Below are 18,635 nucleotides of genomic sequence, written 5' to 3' on the forward strand. Positions count from 1 at the left end.
GGATTTTTGGACTTTCGTGCCGCGTTACTCTGCGCAGCGATACTCGTACTCATTCGCCTTGCGTCCAGGACGGTGTCACTCAGTCCCCCTTCGAAGCGCCGCTGGTCACGATCCGGGAACAGCATCTCGCAGAGGGTCGGAGCGTCATTAAGGCGACTTTTAGTTAAATGCGGATTAAGTTCGGGCAGATGTGGGGCAGCTCGTTAACGCTGTCTCATTGTTAGAAAAAAGCCCGCAGAACTGCGGACTTAGTCGCGTTTGTTAACCATAATTCTCGGCTGGATCTGGCGATCAACCGATCGTCTTACGGCCACCTCTCTAGGACATCCAACCAAGTCATTTTCGTGGTCTTCAATGCCCCGATCATAACGGGGAAGCTTGCGCGAGGCTGGTGCGCGCCATGTCCCATTCGCACCCCGACCCTCTCCCGTCAGAACGGGGAGAGGGAGAAGAGTCGGTGCTCACGCAGCGCGCCTGCCCTGACTGAAAGTTGATTGCATCGGATCTGGAAAATGCCGCAGCGCGAAAATACCTGCGAGAGGCGGCACTGTTCAGCAGCCTCCGCGGGTGATACGGTACCGTATCAACATCGCCTTGAACTGTGCCGAGCACGCAAAACGGAGGCTGGCATGAAAGGGGTCGCACGCGCCGGATTCATTGCCCTGGCGTGGACGTTGTCGTTGACGGGACGCGCGGCGGCGCAGCCGGCCAACGCAGGTTGCACGCCGTCGCCATCCGCAGCCGGAACGCAAGTCTGGCGCTGCGACAACGGCATCACGATCGTTGCGGAGAATGGCGCCAGGTTTGAACTTAAGGACGCCAACCGCGACGGACATATCGACTCCGTCGAGTTGAGCAGCAAGGCGCTGCTGGTCGATGTGCCCAAAAAGCCCGGCGGCAATCCTTTCAAGGTGTTGACGCCACGGGCGATCGCCGCGGTGCGCGGCACGAAATGGGCCGTCGATGTCGCGGAGGCCAAAACCGCGGTCTTCGTCGCCGATGGCCGTGTCGGCGTCTCCCGCAGGAGTGGCGGGCGCGGCGTCGTGCTCGGAGCGGGCGAAGGCGTCGACGTCGAGGCGACCGGCCCGTTGACCGTCAAGACATGGGGCCAGCCGCGCGTCGACGCGCTGATGGCAAGACTGGGTCAATAAGACTGGGCCAATGAGGCCCCGAGAATACGATTAAGGTTCGCGCAGCAAGGCCCGGGCGACAAAGAAGATTGCATGACGTCATGACGAGACGCGTTCAGATTCTGGTGGCTCTTGTCCTCACCGCGCTGTGGGGCGCCGGCATCTATGCGGCTCACGCCAACGGTCATCTGCGCTTTCTCGATCGCCTCGAGGCGACGCTGACGGATTGGCGGACGCAGGTCCGCGGCGTGCAGGCGCCGCCAGATCTCGTCACCATTGTCGCAATCGACGACACCGTGGTGAAGCGCGGCGGCAGCTATCCGCTACCGCGCGCCGATCTCGCCCGTGTCGTCGACAGCATCGTGCAGTTCAAGCCCAAGGTCGTCGCCATCGACCTCCTGCTGGTCGACCCCAGCGCCGCGATCGGCGATGCCACGCTCGCCAATACGCTCGCCACCGGTCCCATGGTGCTTGCCGCCGCGGCGATCTTCCCGAGCGCCAGCGAGACCGTGGAGTCCGGCAGCCGGGGCCCCCTCGCCGTGCTGCCGCAGGCCGAGCGCTTCCTGCTGCCGTTGCCGGCGTTTGCCGACCACGCCGAGGTCGGCGTCGTCAACGTCGCGACCGGGCAATCGGGCTCGCCGCTTTCGGTGCCAATGCTGTTCCGGACGAACGACAAGGTCGAGCTCTCATTCCCCTTGCGCGTGGCGACCCGCGCGCTCGACAAGCCGCTGACGATCGCGCCGGATCGCTTGATGCTGGGCGATCGCGCGGTGCCGACCGACAGCGACTTCGCGCTGCCGATCACCTATTACGGTCCGCGCCGCACCATCCGCACCGTGAGCGCACAGAGCATCTTCGACGGCACGCTCAACCGCGCGGCGATCGAGAACCGGATCGTGGTGATCGGTGCCTCGGTCGCCGGCGGCGGTGACTTCTATCCGACGCCGTTCGATTCCCTCATGCCCGGCGTCGAAGTGATCTCCACTGCCATCACGCATCTCGTCGCCGGCGACGGCATCGTGCGCGACCACAAGGTTCATATCGCCGACGCGCTGACCGCGATCCTGCTGCCGGTGCTGCTGGTCGGCCTGCTCGCCTGGCGGCGCAGCGCGCTCGGGCTCGTCGCGGCCGCCGTCGTGATGATCGCCTGGGCCGGGCTCAACCTGTTCGCTTTCACGCACGGCCTGTGGCTCAACGCTGCGACCACGCTCGCGGCGACAGTGCCGCCGGTTGCGGTCTTTGCCGGCGTGCAGCTCTGGGCCGGCGGCCGCAAGGCGCAATATCTCACTGCCAAGAGCAGGTCGCTGGCGCAGTTCCAGGCGCCGGCGGTGCAGGAATGGCTGGCGCGGGATCCCGATTTCCTGGCGAAGCCGGTGCGGCAGGATGCGGCCGTCGTCTTCATCGATCTCTCGGGCTTCACCGCGCTCAGCGAGCGGACCGATTCCGATGCGTTGCGGGACATCCTGAATGCGTTTCACGCGCGGATCGACACGGCTGCGACCGCGTGCGGCGGCATCGTCACCAGCTTCCTCGGCGACGGCGCCATGATCCTGTTCGGCCTGCCCGGCGCGATGCCTGATGATGCGGCGCGCGCGCTCAAATGCGCCATCGAGCTGCATCGCAGCGTCGATCGCTGGATCGCTTCGCTGCCGCCCGTAATCGGGGATCAGCTCGGCTTCAAGATCGGCGCGCATTGCGGCCCGATCGTCGCCTCGCGGCTCGGCGGCAGCCACCAGCACATCACCGCGACCGGCGACACCGTCAACGTCGCGAACCGGCTGATGGAGGTCGCGGCCCAGAACGGCGCGTGCCTCGCGCTGAGCGATACGCTGCTGGATGCGGCCGACTACCTCGGCGACCCCGACAGCACGTTGAGAGGCCCGCTGCGCACGCAGGTCCGCGGCCGCTCCGGTACGGTCGCGGTCTGGTTCTGGCGCGACGAGAGCAAGCCGGGCGCGGCGGCCCCCGGAGCCGAGATGATCGACTGAATAACCGCCGCTATGCGTCCAACATTCCGCTGTCGTCCCGGCGGAGACAGCGCGGCCGCCTACCGCGCTTCCGGCGGCGGCGAGCGGTCGAGCACGTCGCCCCTGGCGCCTTCCAGCAAATCGATACCGTAGGTCTCGACCACGAGCGGGCCGCGCTTGCGCTGCAATTGCGCGATTTGCGTCACCTTCGCAAAGAGCTCGTCGAGCGCGGGATGACCGCCTGCGCGCAGCTCGTCGACATAGAGCAGCTTGCCGGCGAGCAGCCTGGGATCGGGCTCGGGCATGTTGACCCAGCGGATGCGCTGGTTCTGCTGCACCACGCAGGTGCCACGCGGAAGATAGAAGGCGAGCCAGCCCGTGGTGCCGTAATCCGGCGCGAGCAGACAGGTCGCACCATTGCGCGCGCGCTCGGCTTCGATTTGCGCGGCGAGCTCGCGCCAGCCGACGCCGACACTGCGCACGGTCGCGTCGCGGCGATAGCCCGACAGCCAGCCGGTGTTCGCCTGCACGATCAGCGCCGCAAACATCACGATGCCGGTGGGCGCGGCCCAGCGCAGGCAGAAGTCCGCCAGGCGCCGCTGGCGCGGCGGCCATTGCACGAGATTGGCGGCGGCCGCGGCCGCAATCACGAAGGGCGGATAGACCGGCGCGAACCAGTTGGCCTCGACGCGGGCATGCAGCGAATGCCAGACGAAATAGGCGACGATGGTCCAGAACATCGCCTCGATCAGCACGCGCGAGGCCAGCGCGCCGGCCCGGTGCCAGGTCAGCGCGTGCAGGCCCATCGCCCCTAGAATGAAGACCAGCGGGGTCGCGAACGCGACCTGGGTGGGGATCAGCTCGGCGATGAAGACGGGACGGAAGTCCTCGATCCTGGCGCGGCCGAGCTGCTTTGCGAACGAGACCCATTGGTGGTCCGCGTTCCAGTGGATCACCGGCGAGAACAGCGCCAGCGCAACGAGTCCGCCGAGATAGGGCCAGGGCGAGAGAAACCACCGCCAGAGCTTCGGCACGGACGCGAGCCAGATCAGGATGGCGGCGCCAAAGAACATCGCGGTGTATTTCGACAGCAGCGCCGCGCCGACCGCGGCGCCGACCGCAAGCCACCAGACGCCGCGACCGGTCTCCAGCACTTTTGCGAGGAAGAACAGCACGAAGCTGGAGGCGACCAGCAGCGGCGCATCGGGGGTCACGATCAGCGTGCCGACCGAGGCCAGCAGCGTCACGTTGAGCAGGATGGCGCTGGTCGCTGCGACACGGGCGCCGCCGAACAGGATCGCGGCCGAGCGGTAGATCGCATAGCTCATCGGCAGCGCGAGCAGGATCGAGACGAGGCGGACGCCGAGCTCGGTGTCGCCGGCGATCATGGTGCCGGCGCGGATGACGTAGGCGACCATCGGCGGGTGGTCGTAGTAGCCACCGGCCAGGTTCTTCGACCACATCCAGTAATAGGCTTCGTCGAAGGTAACAGGCGTGAAGGCGGCCGCGACGAGCCGCAGGGCGACCAGCGCGAGAATCGCCAGCGCGGTGTTGCGGACGATCCGCGCGTCAGCTCCGCCCATCTCGCGCTATTTCTTGCGCCAGACGAACAGTCCGGACATCGCGTAGTTCCACACCACGCCCATCAGCGCGCCGGCCAGGCCGGCCAGCCACCAGATCGGCTCCTGGTCATAGACCGAGAAGGCGACGCCGACATTGGCGAGCAGACCGACGCTGCACACGATGTAGAAGGCGATCAGGCCGCGCAGCAGCGCAAAGCCCTTCAGCCGCTGGTCGCGATAGGTGAGGAAGTTGTTGAGGATGAAATTGCTGGTCATGGCGACCATGGCGCCGGCGGCCTGCGCCTCCGCGAACGGGGCCTTGAACAATTGGAGTGCGATGAACAGCGTGGTGAGATGCACCACAAGGCCGATGCCGCCGACCATCGCGAACAGGATGAAGCGCAGCGAGACGATGTCGTTGGTCAGCTTGGCCAGCACGAGGCCGAGGAAATCAAGCGCGACCATGGAATCCAGCTTGCTCTCGCCGTGCTGGCGGGCGCCGAAGGTGTAGGGAATCTCGACGGTGCGCAAGCTGCCATGGGCGGTCGCGACGACGTCGAGCAGGATCTTGAAGCCGTGCACCGACAGCTTTGGCGCGAGCTGCTCAAAACGGTCGCGGCGCATCATGAAGAAGCCGCTCATGGGATCGGCGATCTCGACCCGCAGCACCTTCTTTGCCACCTCGGTCGCCAGCGCGCTGGCGCCGGCGCGCTGCTTGTTGAAGCCCTCGCTCTTGTAGCCCTCGATGTAGCGGCTGCCGACCACGAGCTCGGCCTGGTCGCTGGCGAGCAGCAACAGCATCTTCGGCAGCTGCGTCTCGTCGTGCTGGAGGTCGGCGTCGATCACGGCCACATACGGCGCGCTGGAGGCCAGGATGCCCTCGATGCAGGCGCCCGACAGGCCGCGGCGGCCGATGCGGCGGACGCAGCGCACGCGGCTGTCGCGCTGCGCCAGATCACGCACCACGTCCCAGGTGCCGTCGGGCGAATTGTCGTCGACGAACACGACTTCCCAGGCGATATTGACGAGTGTCGCCTCAAGGCGCCGGTACAGCACCGTGACATTGTCGCGCTCGTTGAAAGTCGGGACGATGACCGACAGTTCCGGCCCTTCTTGAGCCTGCGGCGGATGGTCGGAGCCCGGTCTGATCGCTTCATTCATGACGGCAGCGTATATCCGCCGCGTCCTGCGCTGCCAAGCCGGGGTTTTTGAGGAGGAACGGGCCAAAAGCGGCCCTAAAATGCCAACGACCCCGGAACGGCAGACCGCGCGTACATCCGGCGCAGGCCCAAGCTATTCCAAGGTCGTCCCAGCGCCGGAGTATCTCTCTCAACGTCGCCGTTGATGGCTAGATAGGAACGACAAAAGCGCTTCGCAAGGGGGCAAAAGGGCCGATTCTCGCGCCCTTATTGGTTGGGCACTTCCCGGATCACCGGGCCTCGCGGCGCGGGCGCGGCGGGGGCTGCGGGCGCCGCAGCTGGGGCCGGCTCGACCCTGGCCGGCTTGGGGGGCTTGCCGTACTGGCCAATCGGCCCGAAGACGACGGCGACCGCGAGCACGACAGCCGCCACGATCGCGCCCAGAATGCCACCCACCGACTCAGACGACATGGAAGCCCGTCCCTGTTCCAGATGCGGCGAGTGATACCACGGATGCGCGCGGTGCCGGAAGGGCCACGGGGCCACAGTGGTCAATCGTACTATTTCTGCGGCGGCCTGTGCTTGACGAAGGCCGTCACGATGTCCTTCTGCGCCGACTCCACCGCCCTGTTCGCGGTCGCAAGATGGGCGCCCGCATCGATGTTCGGATATTGTGTGGTGAGATAGTCGAGCAAGGCGACGCGGTAGTATTGCCGCTCCGACGGACAGGCGCCGGCGACCGAGCGGCCGAAATCCTGCTCCGACAGGCCCTGATTGGAATCGCGCGAATATTCCCGCGCCAGGCAATGCCAGTAATCGTCGCGACCCTGCAGGGCGAGCTTCTGCGCGTTCTTGTCGTCGTCATCGTCCGCCATCACAGCAGACGTCATGGCAGCAGTTGTCATCATGATGAGCGCCGCTCCCAGCCTCAGCATCCGCATCTTGTTCTCCTTCTGCGCAGATGATCTCCGCAAGCTTAGACGGGACGCGGCAACTGGCCAATCACAACTGGTTTGACTAGGATGCCGACCTCCCCTCCACGTCGATGCGAGATCCTTCCGTGGCCAAAGCAAAAACCGTGTCCAAAAAATCCGGCAAGATCTTCATCGGCGTCGGCGGCTGGACCTTCGAGCCCTGGCGCGGCGTGTTCTATCCGGAGAAGCTGACGCAGGCGAAGGAGCTGTCCTATGCGGCATCGAAGCTGACCTCGATCGAGATCAACGGCACCTATTACGGCTCGCAGAAGCCGGAGAGCTTTCGCAAATGGGCGAGCGAGGTGCCCGATGGCTTCGTGTTCTCGGTGAAGGGACCGCGCTTCGCCACCAACCGCCGCGTGCTGGCCGAGGCCGGCGACTCCATCAAGCGGTTTTATGATTCCGGCGTGCTGGAACTCGGCGACCATCTCGGCCCCGTGCTGTGGCAGTTCGCGCCGACCAAGAAGTTCGACGGCGCCGATTTCGGCAAGTTTTTGGAGCTGCTGCCCCGCAAGCTCGACGGGCGTGCGCTGCGCCATGTGGTCGAGGTCCGCCACGACAGCTTCTGCACGCCTGACTTCGTCGCGCTGATCCGCGAATTCGAGACGCCCGTGGTGTTCGCCGAGCACGGCAAATATCCAGCCATGGCCGACGTTGCCGGCGATTTCGTCTATGCGCGGCTGCAGAAGGGCAACGACGACATCAAGACCTGCTATCCGCCGAAGCAGCTCGATGCCTGGGCCGAGCGCTTCAAGGATTGGGCTTCGGGCGGTGAACCGGACGACCTGCCGAAGGTTGACAAGGCAAAGCCGAAGAAGGAACCGCGCGACGTGTTCGCCTATGTCATCCACGAGGGCAAGGTGCGCGCGCCGCACGGCGCCATGGAACTGATCGCGCGGGTGAGCTGAGGATGCTTCATGGCAAAGGCGAAGAAGCTGTTCACCATCGGCTATGAGCAGACGCCGCCCAAGGCGGTGCTGGACGAGCTCGAAGACGCCGGCGTCAAGCTCGTCGTCGACGTGCGCGCGGTGACGTCGTCGCGCCGGCCGGGCTTTTCCAAGAAGCAGCTGTCCGCAGGCCTCGACGAACGCGGCATCGCCTATGTCCATCTCGCCGCGCTCGGCACGCCCAAGGAGGGGCGGCTAGCCGCCCGCAGCGGGCAATACGACGTGCTGGAGAAGATCTATTCAAAGCACCTGAAGACGCCGCAGGCGAAGGAAGAGATGGACGAGCTCTCGGCGCTGGTGAAGAAGGCCGGCCCCGTCTGCCTGCTCTGCTACGAGCGCGATCACACCCACTGCCACCGCCAGATGATCGCGGAAATCATCGAGGAGCGCGCCGGGGTGACGGTGAAGAATCTGGCGGGGCGGCAGGCGTAGGCGTCGTTGGCACCGGCCTTCACCGTAGCCGTCATCCCGAGGCGGCCGCTTCTTCAGCGGCCCTCGAAGGAGGACGGCGTGCCCGGGGCTGCACCCCGGCAGTTCATCCTTCGAGGCTCCCAGCGCGATGCTTTGCATCGCGCTCTCGCACCTCAGGATGACGGGTTTACGTGGTGCGAGTTTGGACAGGCGCGCCTATCCTTCCCCCGCCAACCTAAACGTCCCCTCCATCATCTGCACGCAGCTGCCGCCGACATGAGCTGAGACGATCTTGCCGTCATGCTTGCGCACGCGCGTCAGGAGGATGCTCGGCCGGCCCATGTCAAAGCCCTGGCCGATGGTGAGCTTCAATTCGCCGTCGCGGGTGGGATCGAGATCGGCGAACAGTGCGGCGGCGGCGACCGTGGCGCTGCCGGTGGCCGGATCCTCGGCGAAACCGCTGGCGCCGCGCATGAACATCCGCGCCTGGATGTCGCAAGGCGCCTCCGTCGCGACCACGTCGCGCGTGTAAAACCAGACCGAGAAGGCACCGTCGCGCGGAAGCACGCTGCCGAATGCGGCCGCATCGGGCCTCGCCCGCTCCAGCGCATCGCGTGAATGCAGCTCCGCCACCAGGAACGGCGTCCCGACGCCGACGGCCTGCGGGGCGTGGCGATCGGTCCTGATGTCATCGGCCGTCAGGGAGATGCAGGCCGCGACATCGACGGCGGACACTTCCGCCAGTCGCGACAGCGGCTGCGGCGCGGTCAGCTCGGTGCTGACAACCCTCCCCTGCTCTCTTCGAATGTCGACCGGCACGAGCCGCGCCTTCTCCTCGAACCGCAGGCACGGCTTCGGCTCCCTGGCGAGACTCGCCAGCACGAAGGCGGTCCCGACATTGGGATGGCCGGCAAAGGGAAGCTCCCTCACCGGCGTGAAGATGCGCACCTCGGCATCATTGGCCTTGTCGCGCGGCGGCAGCACGAAGGTGGTCTCGGAATAGTTGAACTCGGTGGCGATCGCCTGCATCTGCGCGGTCGACAGGCCGCCGGCATCGAGCACCACGGCGAGCTGGTTGCCGCCGAAGGCGCGGTCGGTGAACACGTCGACGGTGATGTAGCGGCGCTGCATCGTCACTTCCCCATGCAAATGGCGGCCAGGACCGGCCGCATCGCGCAGCACTCTACAAGTCGAAAACATCGCTCGTCATGCCCCAAAATTGAGTGCAATCGGAGCAATGGCGGAAAGAGATTCTAGAAGCGAAAGAGCTGACGGGGCGAGGCGAGCACTTGCGCGCGCTCGCTGTTGTCGACGATCAGCGCATCGAGAAATTCGCGGTTCTTCGCGTAAGTCTGCGTTGCCTCGAACTGCGTGTGCGGCCAGTCGCTGCCCCACAACAGGCGATCGAGGCCGTAGGCGTTGCGCAGCAGCGGATAGGCCTGCTTCGCAAACTCCTCGCCGGCCGCGCCGTTGCGATAGGGCGCCGAGATCTTGACCCAGACGTTCTTCGTCGCGCCCAGCTTCAGCACCGACTGGAAACCGGGATCGGCTACGCCGAGCTTCGGATCTGGCAACGTGTAGTGATCGAGCACGATGGTGAGGCCGTGATCGAGCAGTTGCGGCGCAAGCACGGCGAGATCGGCCGCGTTGCGCTGGATCTCGACCTGCCAGCCCATCGCTTTCACTTGCCCGAGCAGCGCCTTCCATTCGCCGGCCGCGAGGTCCGGCAAGGGCTGCCCGACGAGATTGAGCCGAATGCCGACGACGCCGGCACGATCGAGTGCGCGCAACTCCTCCGCAGACACTGCGGGATCGACCACGGCGATGGCGCGCAGGCGGCCATTGGCCTGTTTCAGGCAGTCGACCAGGTAGGAATTGTCGGTGCCGAGAAAGCTCGGCTGCACCAGCACGCCATTGCTCATGCCGCTCCGGTCGAGCTGCTCCAGGTAGAGCGCCAGCGGCGCGTCATAGTCCGGCGCATAGCGCCGGCCGGGTGCGAGCTTGAGACCGCGGTGGAAGACATGGGCATGGGTATCGATCGTCGGCAAGGCCGCCTCACTCCTGGCTGTGGCCGCGGCCACTGTGACGAGCGACGCGAGACCCGCGCCGAACTGGCGGCGCGTGAGGCCGCGCTGTGCGAATGTCATGGTTGATGCTCCCCATCCGTCGTCAGGCGCGCGTCGCCGCGGTCTGTTCAAAGACCTTGCCGCGGGTTTCGGGCAGCAGCAGCACCGCGATCAGCACGAGCGAATAGGCGAAGGCGGCATCGATGCCGATCGCAGGTCCAAGCCCGATGTGATCGCTGAGGAATCCGACCAGGAACGGAAACGCGGCGGAGACGATGCGGCCGAAATTGTAGCAGAAGCCGACGCCGGTGCCGCGCACGCCGGCTGGATAGAGCTCGCTGAACAACGCCGCCATGCTGGCCGGGATCCCGGCGGAGAAGAAGCCGAGCGGAAAGCCGAGCACCAGCATCTGCCCATCGGTCAGCGGCGCGAAGATGTAGACCAGCACCGTGATGATGCAGGCGGTGGCGAAGAAGGCGACGTTGGCCCGACGCCCGATGCGGTCGCTGATGATGCCGCTTGTCACGCAGCCGCAGAAGAAGGCGACGATGATGACGGCGAGATAGCCGCTGGAGCCCAGCACCGACAGGTGCCGCACCTCGCGCAAATAGGTCGGCAGGAAAGTGGTGAGCGCGGCATAGCCGCCATGGGCGCCGATGCCGAACAGGCCGCCGATCAGGGTCGAGCGCAGCACGTCACGATGGAAGATGCCGGAGAGCGTGGCGAAGAACGGCGTCTTCTCGGCTGCGACCGCGCGCGGCGGCTCCTTCAATCCGCGGCGGATGAAGATGATGAGCAGCGCGGGCAATAGCCCGAGCGCGAACAAGAGCCGCCAGGCGATGTCGGCCGGTGCATAGGTGAAGACCAGCGCCGAGAGCAGCACGGCGGCGCCCCAGCCCACGGCCCAGGCACTCTGCACCGAGCCGAGCGCCTTGCCGCGATGCTCGGGCCGGATGATCTCGGCCATCAGCACCGCGCCGCAGGCCCATTCGGCGCCGAAGCCGAGGCCCTGGATCGCTTTCAGAACCAGGAGCTGGGTGTAGGTCATCGCGAAGGCGCAGGCGAAGGTCGCGAGCGCAAAGGTGGCCACCGTGATCTGCAGCGCCTTGACGCGGCCGAAGCGGTCACCGAGCGCGCCGCCGAACCAGCCGCCGAACGCGCCGAAGAACAGCGTGATCGAGCCGAGCAGACCCGCATCGGCCTTGCTGATGCCGAACGCCGCGATCAGCGCGGGGATCGCGAGGCCGAACATCTGGACGTCGAGCGCATCCAGCGCCCAGCCGCCAAAGCTAGCCCAGAACGTGCGCCGCTCCAGCGGCGAGCTTTCGCTGTACCAGTTCGACATGTGTTCCTACCCTGTACTCGTTATTGCTTGATGACGTTGAAGAGCCGCTTCACCGGATCTCGGCGTAATAGCGGAAGCGGTCGGCCGGCCCGCGCGACCTGCGCCATTCGATCGGCCGCCGCTCGAGGTCGAGCGCGAGGCGCTCGATCACGATCAGCGGCGCATCGGCCTCGAGCCTGAGCAGGCGGGCCTGCATCTCGTTGGCGGTCTCGACGGTCAGGATTTCCTCGGCCGACACCACGACCTCGCCGCAGCGCTCCTCGTAGAGCGGATAGAGGAGGTCGCCGAAATCGGCCGTGTCGATGTCGAGGATCGGCGCGAAACGCGACTGCTGCAGCCAGATCTCCTCGGCGAGCAGCGGCACATCGTCGATCAGCCGCAGGCGCGACAGGCTGATCACGGCTTCGCCGACGGGAATGCGCAGCGCGGACGCCACCGCCGACGTCGCCGGCAGGCTTTTGCGGCGGAGGATGCGGCTTTTCGGCACGCGCCGTTCGCCTCTTTCGGACTGGAAGCGGAAGAAGCGGAACAGCGAGGAATTGAAGCGCGCACGGCGCACGAAGGTGCCGCGGCCCTGCTGCCGTTCCAGCACGTTATCGCTGACAAGCTGATCAATCGCCTTGCGCACGGTGCCGATGGCAACACCGTAATGCGCACCGAGCTCAGCCTCCGATGGGATCGGCTCGCCTGGCCGCCATTCATTGCGGTTGATCCGCGCGGCGAGATCGTCGCGCAGGCGCTGGTAGCGTGGTAGGCGGTCGTCGAGGGGCGATGAATTCATATAGTCATATAGATGACTAGATGAGACCGATGTCAAGCGCCTCCTTGATAACGCGGTGCGCGAGACTGGATCGTGGAGAACGCGAGGTCGGGGGGCGGCAATCAAGGCGGCCCGGACAAGGGTCAATCGGGTGTTGGTTTCCCCCGTAGAACAAACGGAAAGCCGATGGTTCGGCTTCCAGAGTGCATGAGCGGAACAAGGCCTCGCGATATTTGCTCACGTCCCTTCAACGGAACGCGACCGGCGCCTGAACGCGCCTTAGCCCAGCTGAAACACCGCCACCTTCTGCTCGTAGCCGCGCACCTCGACCTCGCCGAGCGCGACGGCATCGTCACCGTCCTTCCCCAGCGCTTCGCGCACGGATGCGGAGATCAGGAGCTGCGAGCCGAACTCCTTGTTCAGGGCTTCCAGGCGCGACGCAAAATTCACGGTGTCACCGATGACCGTATATTCCTTGCGCCGGGGCGAGCCGATATTGCCCGCGACGACCTCGCCGAAATGGATGCCGATGCCGATCCGCAGCGGCCAGCTCGTCCCCGCGTTGATGTGGTCCATGGCGGTCAGCATCTCGCGGCCTGCGGCGACCGCGCGGTGCGCGGCGTCGGAGGCCTCCAGTGGCGCGCCGAACAGCGCGAGAAAGCCGTCGCCCAGGAATTTGTTCACGATGCCGCCCTGGCGATCGAGGATGTCGACCAGCACCGCGAAGGCGCCGTCGAGCCGGTCGACCACCTCCTGCGGGGTGCGCGACTGCGCGCCGGCGGTGAAGCCGCGGAAATCCACGAACATCACGGCGACGCGGCGAACGTCGCCGCTTGCGCTGGTTCCCGCCGCCATCAGCCGTTCCACGACCTGTGGTGAGACGTGCTGGCCGAACAGGTTCGTCACGCGGTCGCGCGCGGTGGCGGCTGCGATGCTCGCGGCGAACTGGCGGCGGAGCTGCGCGCCGACGGAGCCTGCGAGCACGCCGCAGACCAGGATCACGGTGCTGCGCACAACGTGGAAGTAGATCAGCGGCTCGCCGGCGTCGTTCACCGAGTTGTAATACAGCGCGACAGCCAGGAGCTGGGCTCCAGCCACAAATCCCGTAAAGGTCGACAGCCAGAAATCGAGCCGCAGCGTCGAAAGAATGACGAAGATGAAATAGGCCAGCGGCAGCACGAAGCCGAGCGCCTGGGCCGCACCCATGCTGCGAATCTGCAGGATCAGAATGATGGTCGGCAGCGACGTTTCGATGAAGGCGCCGACATAGCGCCTGATCACCGGGAGGTCGCGATCGAGCCTCAGGTTTCGCCTGATCTGGCCGTGAACCCAGGCTTCGAAGAGGATGAAGCCTCCCAGCAGGACGTATTCGCGGACGAGGCCCTCCGTCCCGCGCCAGACCCGGTTCACGAGAGCAGGGTCGATCAGGTAGGTCGAGGTGAGGAACATGACCATGACGCAGCCGGTGATGATCAGTGTCCGCACCCGCAACAGCTCGGTGCGCAGCACTTCCCTCGTCAGCTCGCGCTCGAAATCCTCCGATAGCACGGCGTGCTGACGCGACTTCCTGCTCGCAAACCGGACCATCATTCCCCCTGGTCATTCCGGGGCGCGACCCAGGCGCGAACCCGGAATCTCGAGATTCTCAGGTGCACAATTGCGCACCATAGCTCACGCTACGCGTGCCCCGGAATGGCTCCCGAGGGCTATTTTGCCTCAATCCAGCGTGCGGCGGAAGCGCGTCACGGCGATGGTCATGGCGATCAGCATCAGGGCGGCCAGCGCCAGCGCGTCGAAGCGCAGGTTCTGCATGCTCGCGCCCTTCAGCATGATGGCGCGGACGATGCGCAAATAATGCGTCAGCGGCAAGGCCTCGCCGACATATTGCGCCCAGGCCGGCATTCCTGCGAACGGGAACATGAAGCCGGACAGCAGAATGCTCGGCAGGAAGAACATCATCGACATCTGCATCGCCTGGAGCTGGTTCTGCACCAATGTCGAGATGGTGTAGCCGATCGACAGATTGGTGGTGATGAACAGCGTCGAGAGCAGCGCCAGCAGGAACAGATTGCCGAGCACGGGCACGCCGAACAGGAACACGCCGATGCCGATGATCAGGAAGGCCTGGACGAAGCCGACCAGCACGTAAGGGATGATCTTGCCGAACATCACCTCGACCGGCTTGATCGGCATCGATAACAGGCTCTCCATGGTGCCGCGCTCGACCTCGCGCGTCACCGAGAGCGCGGTGAAGATCAGCATGGTCATGGTGAGGATGGTGCCGACCAGGCCCGGCACGATGTTGAGGCTCGACGACGCGGCCGGATTGTAACGCGCATGCGCGCGGATCTCGAACGGCATCTCCGGGGGATCGCCGATGTAGAGATCGTGCTTGAGCGCGGTCTGCACGACCGTACCGAGCGAACCGATCGCCGAGCTCGCCGCAACCGGATCGGTGGCGTCGGCCGCGACCAGCAGCGCCGGCTTGTCGCCGCGCCGCACCGCCCGCTCGAAGCCGCGCGGGATCTCGACGCCGAACAGCACCTTGCCGGATTTCAAGAGATTGTCGAAGTCGTCGACGTCGCGCACCTCGTAGAGGAAACGGAAATAGGCGGTGTTCTCCAGCGCCTTCAGGATCGAGCGGGCGAGATCGGAATCCTCCTGCAGCAGCACCGCGCTAGGCAGGTTGTGCGGCGTGGTGTTGATGGCATAGCCGAACAACAGGAGCTGCATCACCGGCAGCATCACGATCATCGCGAACGAGACGCGGTCGCGCCGGAGCTGGATGAACTCCTTGATCAGCATCGCATAGGAGCGCCTCCAGAAGCCGAAGTGCTCGCGGATTTCGTGCGTCGGGGCGGGTTGATCGGCTGCGCTCATTGGAAATTGTCCCTGGAGCGGCTCATCAGCTCGATGAAGACGTCTTCGAGCGACGGCGATGATTTATGCCAGTGCAGGCCGCTCTTGTCGCGCCAGGGCGCGATGCTGGCCTCTAACGCGGCGACGTCGCGGCCGGAGACGTGCAGCGAGGTCCCGAACGGCGCCACCATGTCCACGCCCGGCTTTCCGGTGAGCGCGGCCTGAAGCCCGTTCAGATCCTCTCCGGTGACGGTGTAGGTGGTGAGCGCCGACTTCGCGATCACCTCCTCCACCGTGCCGTGCGCGAGCAGATGGCCGTAGGCGATATAGGCGATCTCGTGACAACGCTCGGCTTCGTCCATGTAGTGGGTCGAGACCAGGACGGTGAGGCCGTCGGCCGCGAGCGCATGGATCTCGTTCCAGAAATCGCGCCGCGCCTTGGGATCGACGCCCGCCGTCGGCTCGTCCAGCAGCAGCAGCTTTGGGCTCGGCAGCGTGCAGGCCCCGAGCGCCAGCCGCTGCTTCCAGCCGCCGGAGAGCTCGCCCGCAAGCTGCTCCTCGCGCCCCGACAGCCCTAGCCGCCTGATCATGTCCCGGGCCGCGCCGCGCGCGTCAGCGAGGCCATAGAGCCGTGCGACGAATTCGAGATTCTCGCGCACCGACAGGTCCTGGTACAGGCTGAAGCGCTGGGTCATGTAGCCGACCTGGCGCTTGATCTTCTCGGCATCGCGCCGGATGTCGTAGCCGAGGCAGGTGCCCTCGCCGCTGTCGGGCGTGAGCAGACCGCAGAGGATGCGGATGGTGGTGGTCTTGCCCGAGCCGTTCGGCCCGAGGAAGCCGTAGATCGAGCCGCGCTTCACCTGCATCGACAGATCGTGCACGACCTCGCGGCCGCCGAACGACTTGGACAGGCCCTTGACGTCGATCGCGATGCCGCTATCGCCGTTCATCGCTTGTCCGCCACGGGTGTCTTGATTTCAGAAGTCTTGGGGTTGAGGTAGACGTCGATCGGCTGCCCGACGCGAAGAGCGTCGGGACGCGAGGGCCGCGCCTGGATCAGATAGACCAGCTTGTTGCGCTCCTCGAGGCTGTAGATGACAGGCGGGGTGTATTCCGCCGAGGTGGCGATGAAGTAGATCTTTGCCGTGAGATCGGCGGCGCAATTGTCGCAGGCGATCCGCACCGTGTCGCCGATCGCAAGCTTCGGCAGCTCGGTCTCCGGCACGAAGAAGCGCAGCTTCATGTTGCCGGGGGGCATGATCGAGAGCACCGGCCGCTGCGCCGCGACCATCTCGCCCTCGCGGAAATAGATCTGCTGGATGGTGCCGGCGACCGGCGCAAAACCCTTGCGCCGTGCCATCCGCGTCTCCGACGTCGCCACCCGCGCTTCCGCGACACGCAGGGCGGAGACGGCCGAGTCGAGATTTGCCTGCGTGCCCGCCCCGGTCTTGCTGAGCGAGGCCGCGCGGTCGTAGGTCTGCTGCGCATTCGCCAGCGTCGCCTTCTGCTGGTTCAGATCGGCGAGCTGGAGGTCGTCGTCGACGGAATAGAGCTGATCGCCGACCTTGACCTCGTCGCCCTCGCGCACGTTGAGCTTCGTCACCCGGCCCGCTTCATCGGGGCTGACATAGATCATGTCGGCCTCGACCCAGCCCTGGAAGCCAGGTTCACGCTTCTCCTTGCAAGCAGCAAGGCCGGTCGCGAGCACGAGAACTGCGATGGAGCAGAGCCGCGTCAGATACTTCTGTCGATCCCTCACCGTGAGGAGTCGCGAAGCGGCGTCTCGAAGGGCGAGGAGCCACAGCCGGGCCCGCATCCTTCGAGACGCGCGTTCCGCGCTCCTCAGGATGAGGTGAGAGATGGTTCGCGACGACCTCATGTCGTCCTCCGTTCGCCAAAAATCAAATCAAGATGGACGCGCAGCAAATCCTGTGCGTCGAGCGGCGCATGCCGCGCAAAAAGGCTCTGCCAGATCACCGCGATCATCGCGGGCGCGACCAGGATCTGCGGATAGCGCGCGAGGTCCTTCTCGCGGATCTCGCCGCGGGCGATGCCGAGCTCGATCAGCGCGCGCATGGCGGCGATCCCGCGCGAGACCACCTCGCGGTAATAGAAGTCGGCGACCGCTGGAAAACGTGGCCCCTCCGCCACGATCAGGCGCACCAAATCGCCGCGCCTCGTGCCGATCACTTCCTTCAGGAAATTGCCGGCGAAGGCCTCGATCAGGTCGCGCACCGAGCCCGCCGGAGGCGGCAGCGTGGTCAGCCGCGCCACGACAGGCACGATGACGATGCGCACGAGCTCCTCGAACATCGATTCCTTGTCCTTGAAGTGCAGGTAGATCGTGCCCTTGGCGACGCCGGCGCGCTTGGCGATGTCGTCGAGCCTGGTCGCGGCAAAGCCGCGGGCGATGAATTCCTCCATCGCAGCCTCCACGATCGCCGTACGCCGCTCCGCCGCGCGCGTGGCGCGGTTCGAGGCGGGTACCTCCATGGTGCCGGCAGGCGCCGAGCCCTTCGCGCTGGCGCGAGTTGCAGACGGCGGATCGGATTCAGTCGGCTTCTTGTTCATTTGAAGATTATGACTGACCGGTCAGTCATCGTCAAGACGGTGAGGCAGTCCAGGAATGAATTAGCATTGACTAATGCATTAGCCACCGCTAATTAATTTACATGCTTGAAGCCACCCCAAACCCCGTCACCACCGTCATGCGTGCGCTCGCCGATCCGACGCGGCGCGCCGTGTTCGAGCGTGTATTCGAGAGCAAGGAGATCAGCGTCGCCGAACTGACGCGCGGCAGCGGCGTGACCCAAGGAGCCGTCTCGCAGCACCTGAAGTCGCTGAAGCAGGCCGGCCTCGTCGCCGAGCGCGCCGAGGGCCGCAACGTCTACTACCGCGCCGCGCCGCAAGGACTCGAGCCACTGGTGACCTGGATGGATCATTACGGCGTCTTCTGGCGCGAGCGCTTCCAGAATCTGCGGGACCTCTTGAAGGAGATCGATCCGTGAGTGCAGCCGCGTTGCAAGCCGAAACAAAAGACATCGTCATCGACGAGGTGTTCCCTCACACGGCCGAGACGATCTGGAAGGCGCTGACCAGCGCGCAACTGATCGCGCGCTGGCTGATGCAGCCGACCGGCTTCGAAGCCGTCGAAGGCAACGCCTTCACGTTCCAGACCAAACCGGGCGGCAATTGGGACGGCGTCATCCATTGCCGGGTCATCGAGGTCGTGCCGAACCGCCGCCTCGTCTACGCCTGGAAGGGCGGCGATGAGCGCAACACCGGCTACGGCGCGCCGCTCGACACCGTCGTGACCTGGTCCCTCACCCCGGTCGAAGCCGGCACACGGATCCGCCTGGTTCATGCCGGCTTCGTCCTGCCCAGGAACGAGTCGGCCTACACGGTGATGAGCGGCGGCTGGAAGAAGGTCGTCCGCCAGCTCGACGAGATCAGCGGCGAGTAAGGAGTTATTGCG

General features: G+C 65.6%; 19 protein-coding genes. 6 read left to right on the top strand and 13 right to left on the bottom strand.

Features of this window, described 5'->3' with window-relative positions:
• The first annotated feature begins 629 nt into the window (after positions 1–629).
• Both ACNJYB_RS24880 and ACNJYB_RS24885 read left to right on the top strand, forming a co-directional pair.
• A complete protein-coding gene (locus ACNJYB_RS24880; protein ID WP_439369049.1) occupies positions 630–1,151 on the top strand; it encodes a FecR domain-containing protein in 522 nt (173 codons plus the stop codon).
• Positions 1,152–1,231: 80 nt separating this feature from the next.
• On the top strand, positions 1,232–3,118 hold the full coding sequence (locus ACNJYB_RS24885; RefSeq protein WP_439369051.1) for a CHASE2 domain-containing protein: 1,887 nt from the start codon (positions 1,232–1,234) through the stop codon (positions 3,116–3,118).
• Between the two features lie 59 nt (positions 3,119–3,177).
• Here the strand turns inward: ACNJYB_RS24885 and ACNJYB_RS24890 are convergent, their stop codons facing one another.
• From ACNJYB_RS24890 to ACNJYB_RS24905, 4 genes are all read right to left on the bottom strand, one after another.
• Entirely contained in the window at positions 3,178–4,680 is a 1,503-nt protein-coding gene (locus ACNJYB_RS24890; protein WP_439369053.1) for a glycosyltransferase family 39 protein, read from the bottom strand.
• A 6-nt stretch (positions 4,681–4,686) separates the two neighbouring features.
• Entirely contained in the window at positions 4,687–5,820 is a 1,134-nt protein-coding gene (locus ACNJYB_RS24895) for a glycosyltransferase family 2 protein (protein ID WP_439369055.1), read from the bottom strand.
• 245 nt (positions 5,821–6,065) lie between these two features.
• The gene (locus ACNJYB_RS24900; RefSeq protein ID WP_439369057.1) at positions 6,066–6,269 is read right to left on the bottom strand and encodes a hypothetical protein; all 204 of its coding nucleotides are present in this window, start codon (positions 6,267–6,269) and stop codon (positions 6,066–6,068) included.
• A gap of 89 nt (positions 6,270–6,358) precedes the next feature.
• The gene (locus ACNJYB_RS24905) at positions 6,359–6,739 is read right to left on the bottom strand and encodes a hypothetical protein (RefSeq protein ID WP_439369058.1); all 381 of its coding nucleotides are present in this window, start codon (positions 6,737–6,739) and stop codon (positions 6,359–6,361) included.
• 104 nt (positions 6,740–6,843) lie between these two features.
• On the opposite strand from ACNJYB_RS24905, the gene ACNJYB_RS24910 reads away from it, so the two are divergent.
• Both ACNJYB_RS24910 and ACNJYB_RS24915 read left to right on the top strand, forming a co-directional pair.
• Positions 6,844–7,680, top strand: coding sequence for a DUF72 domain-containing protein (locus ACNJYB_RS24910; RefSeq protein WP_439369059.1), 837 nt, complete (start codon positions 6,844–6,846; stop codon positions 7,678–7,680).
• Between the two features lie 9 nt (positions 7,681–7,689).
• Positions 7,690–8,151, top strand: a complete 462-nt coding sequence (locus ACNJYB_RS24915; protein ID WP_439369061.1) for a DUF488 domain-containing protein — start codon at positions 7,690–7,692, stop codon at positions 8,149–8,151.
• A 195-nt stretch (positions 8,152–8,346) separates the two neighbouring features.
• On the opposite strand, the gene ACNJYB_RS24920 is transcribed toward ACNJYB_RS24915, so the two are convergent.
• From ACNJYB_RS24920 to ACNJYB_RS24960, 9 genes are all read right to left on the bottom strand, one after another.
• Entirely contained in the window at positions 8,347–9,261 is a 915-nt protein-coding gene (locus ACNJYB_RS24920; RefSeq protein ID WP_439369062.1) for a PhzF family phenazine biosynthesis protein, read from the bottom strand.
• A 122-nt stretch (positions 9,262–9,383) separates the two neighbouring features.
• Positions 9,384–10,277 (bottom strand): amidohydrolase family protein, encoded by an 894-nt coding sequence (locus ACNJYB_RS24925; RefSeq protein WP_439369064.1) that lies wholly within the window; start codon positions 10,275–10,277, stop codon positions 9,384–9,386.
• Between the two features lie 22 nt (positions 10,278–10,299).
• A complete protein-coding gene (locus ACNJYB_RS24930; protein ID WP_439369065.1) occupies positions 10,300–11,541 on the bottom strand; it encodes an MFS transporter in 1,242 nt (413 codons plus the stop codon).
• Positions 11,542–11,590: 49 nt separating this feature from the next.
• Complete coding sequence (locus ACNJYB_RS24935) at positions 11,591–12,322, bottom strand: GntR family transcriptional regulator (protein ID WP_439375640.1); 732 nt, start codon at positions 12,320–12,322, stop codon at positions 11,591–11,593.
• Between the two features lie 258 nt (positions 12,323–12,580).
• Positions 12,581–13,888 carry an adenylate/guanylate cyclase domain-containing protein gene (locus tag ACNJYB_RS24940; protein WP_439375641.1) on the bottom strand — a complete coding sequence of 436 codons (1,308 nt, stop codon included), beginning with the start codon at positions 13,886–13,888 and terminating at the stop codon, positions 12,581–12,583.
• 129 nt (positions 13,889–14,017) lie between these two features.
• Positions 14,018–15,181 carry an ABC transporter permease gene (locus ACNJYB_RS24945; RefSeq protein WP_439369066.1) on the bottom strand — a complete coding sequence of 388 codons (1,164 nt, stop codon included), beginning with the start codon at positions 15,179–15,181 and terminating at the stop codon, positions 14,018–14,020.
• Positions 15,178–16,110, bottom strand: a complete 933-nt coding sequence (locus ACNJYB_RS24950; RefSeq protein WP_439369067.1) for an ABC transporter ATP-binding protein — start codon at positions 16,108–16,110, stop codon at positions 15,178–15,180. The genes ACNJYB_RS24945 and ACNJYB_RS24950 overlap by 4 nt, the downstream gene beginning before the upstream one ends.
• Positions 16,107–17,039: an HlyD family secretion protein gene (locus tag ACNJYB_RS24955; protein ID WP_439369068.1), complete on the bottom strand. Its 933-nt coding sequence runs from the start codon at positions 17,037–17,039 to the stop codon at positions 16,107–16,109. The genes ACNJYB_RS24950 and ACNJYB_RS24955 overlap by 4 nt, the downstream gene beginning before the upstream one ends.
• Entirely contained in the window at positions 17,036–17,731 is a 696-nt protein-coding gene (locus tag ACNJYB_RS24960; protein ID WP_439369069.1) for a TetR/AcrR family transcriptional regulator, read from the bottom strand. The genes ACNJYB_RS24955 and ACNJYB_RS24960 overlap by 4 nt, the downstream gene beginning before the upstream one ends.
• Positions 17,732–17,832: 101 nt before the next feature.
• Here ACNJYB_RS24960 and ACNJYB_RS24965 point away from each other — a divergent pair, with 101 nt between their 5' ends.
• Both ACNJYB_RS24965 and ACNJYB_RS24970 read left to right on the top strand, forming a co-directional pair.
• On the top strand, positions 17,833–18,168 hold the full coding sequence (locus ACNJYB_RS24965) for an ArsR/SmtB family transcription factor (protein WP_439369070.1): 336 nt from the start codon (positions 17,833–17,835) through the stop codon (positions 18,166–18,168).
• Complete coding sequence (locus tag ACNJYB_RS24970) at positions 18,165–18,623, top strand: SRPBCC family protein (RefSeq protein ID WP_439369071.1); 459 nt, start codon at positions 18,165–18,167, stop codon at positions 18,621–18,623. Before ACNJYB_RS24965 ends, ACNJYB_RS24970 begins: the two co-directional genes overlap by 4 nt.
• The last annotated feature ends 12 nt before the right edge of the window (positions 18,624–18,635 follow it).

Source organism: Bradyrhizobium sp. SMVTL-02, assembly GCF_051853005.1.
Taxonomy (GTDB): domain Bacteria; phylum Pseudomonadota; class Alphaproteobacteria; order Rhizobiales; family Xanthobacteraceae; genus Bradyrhizobium.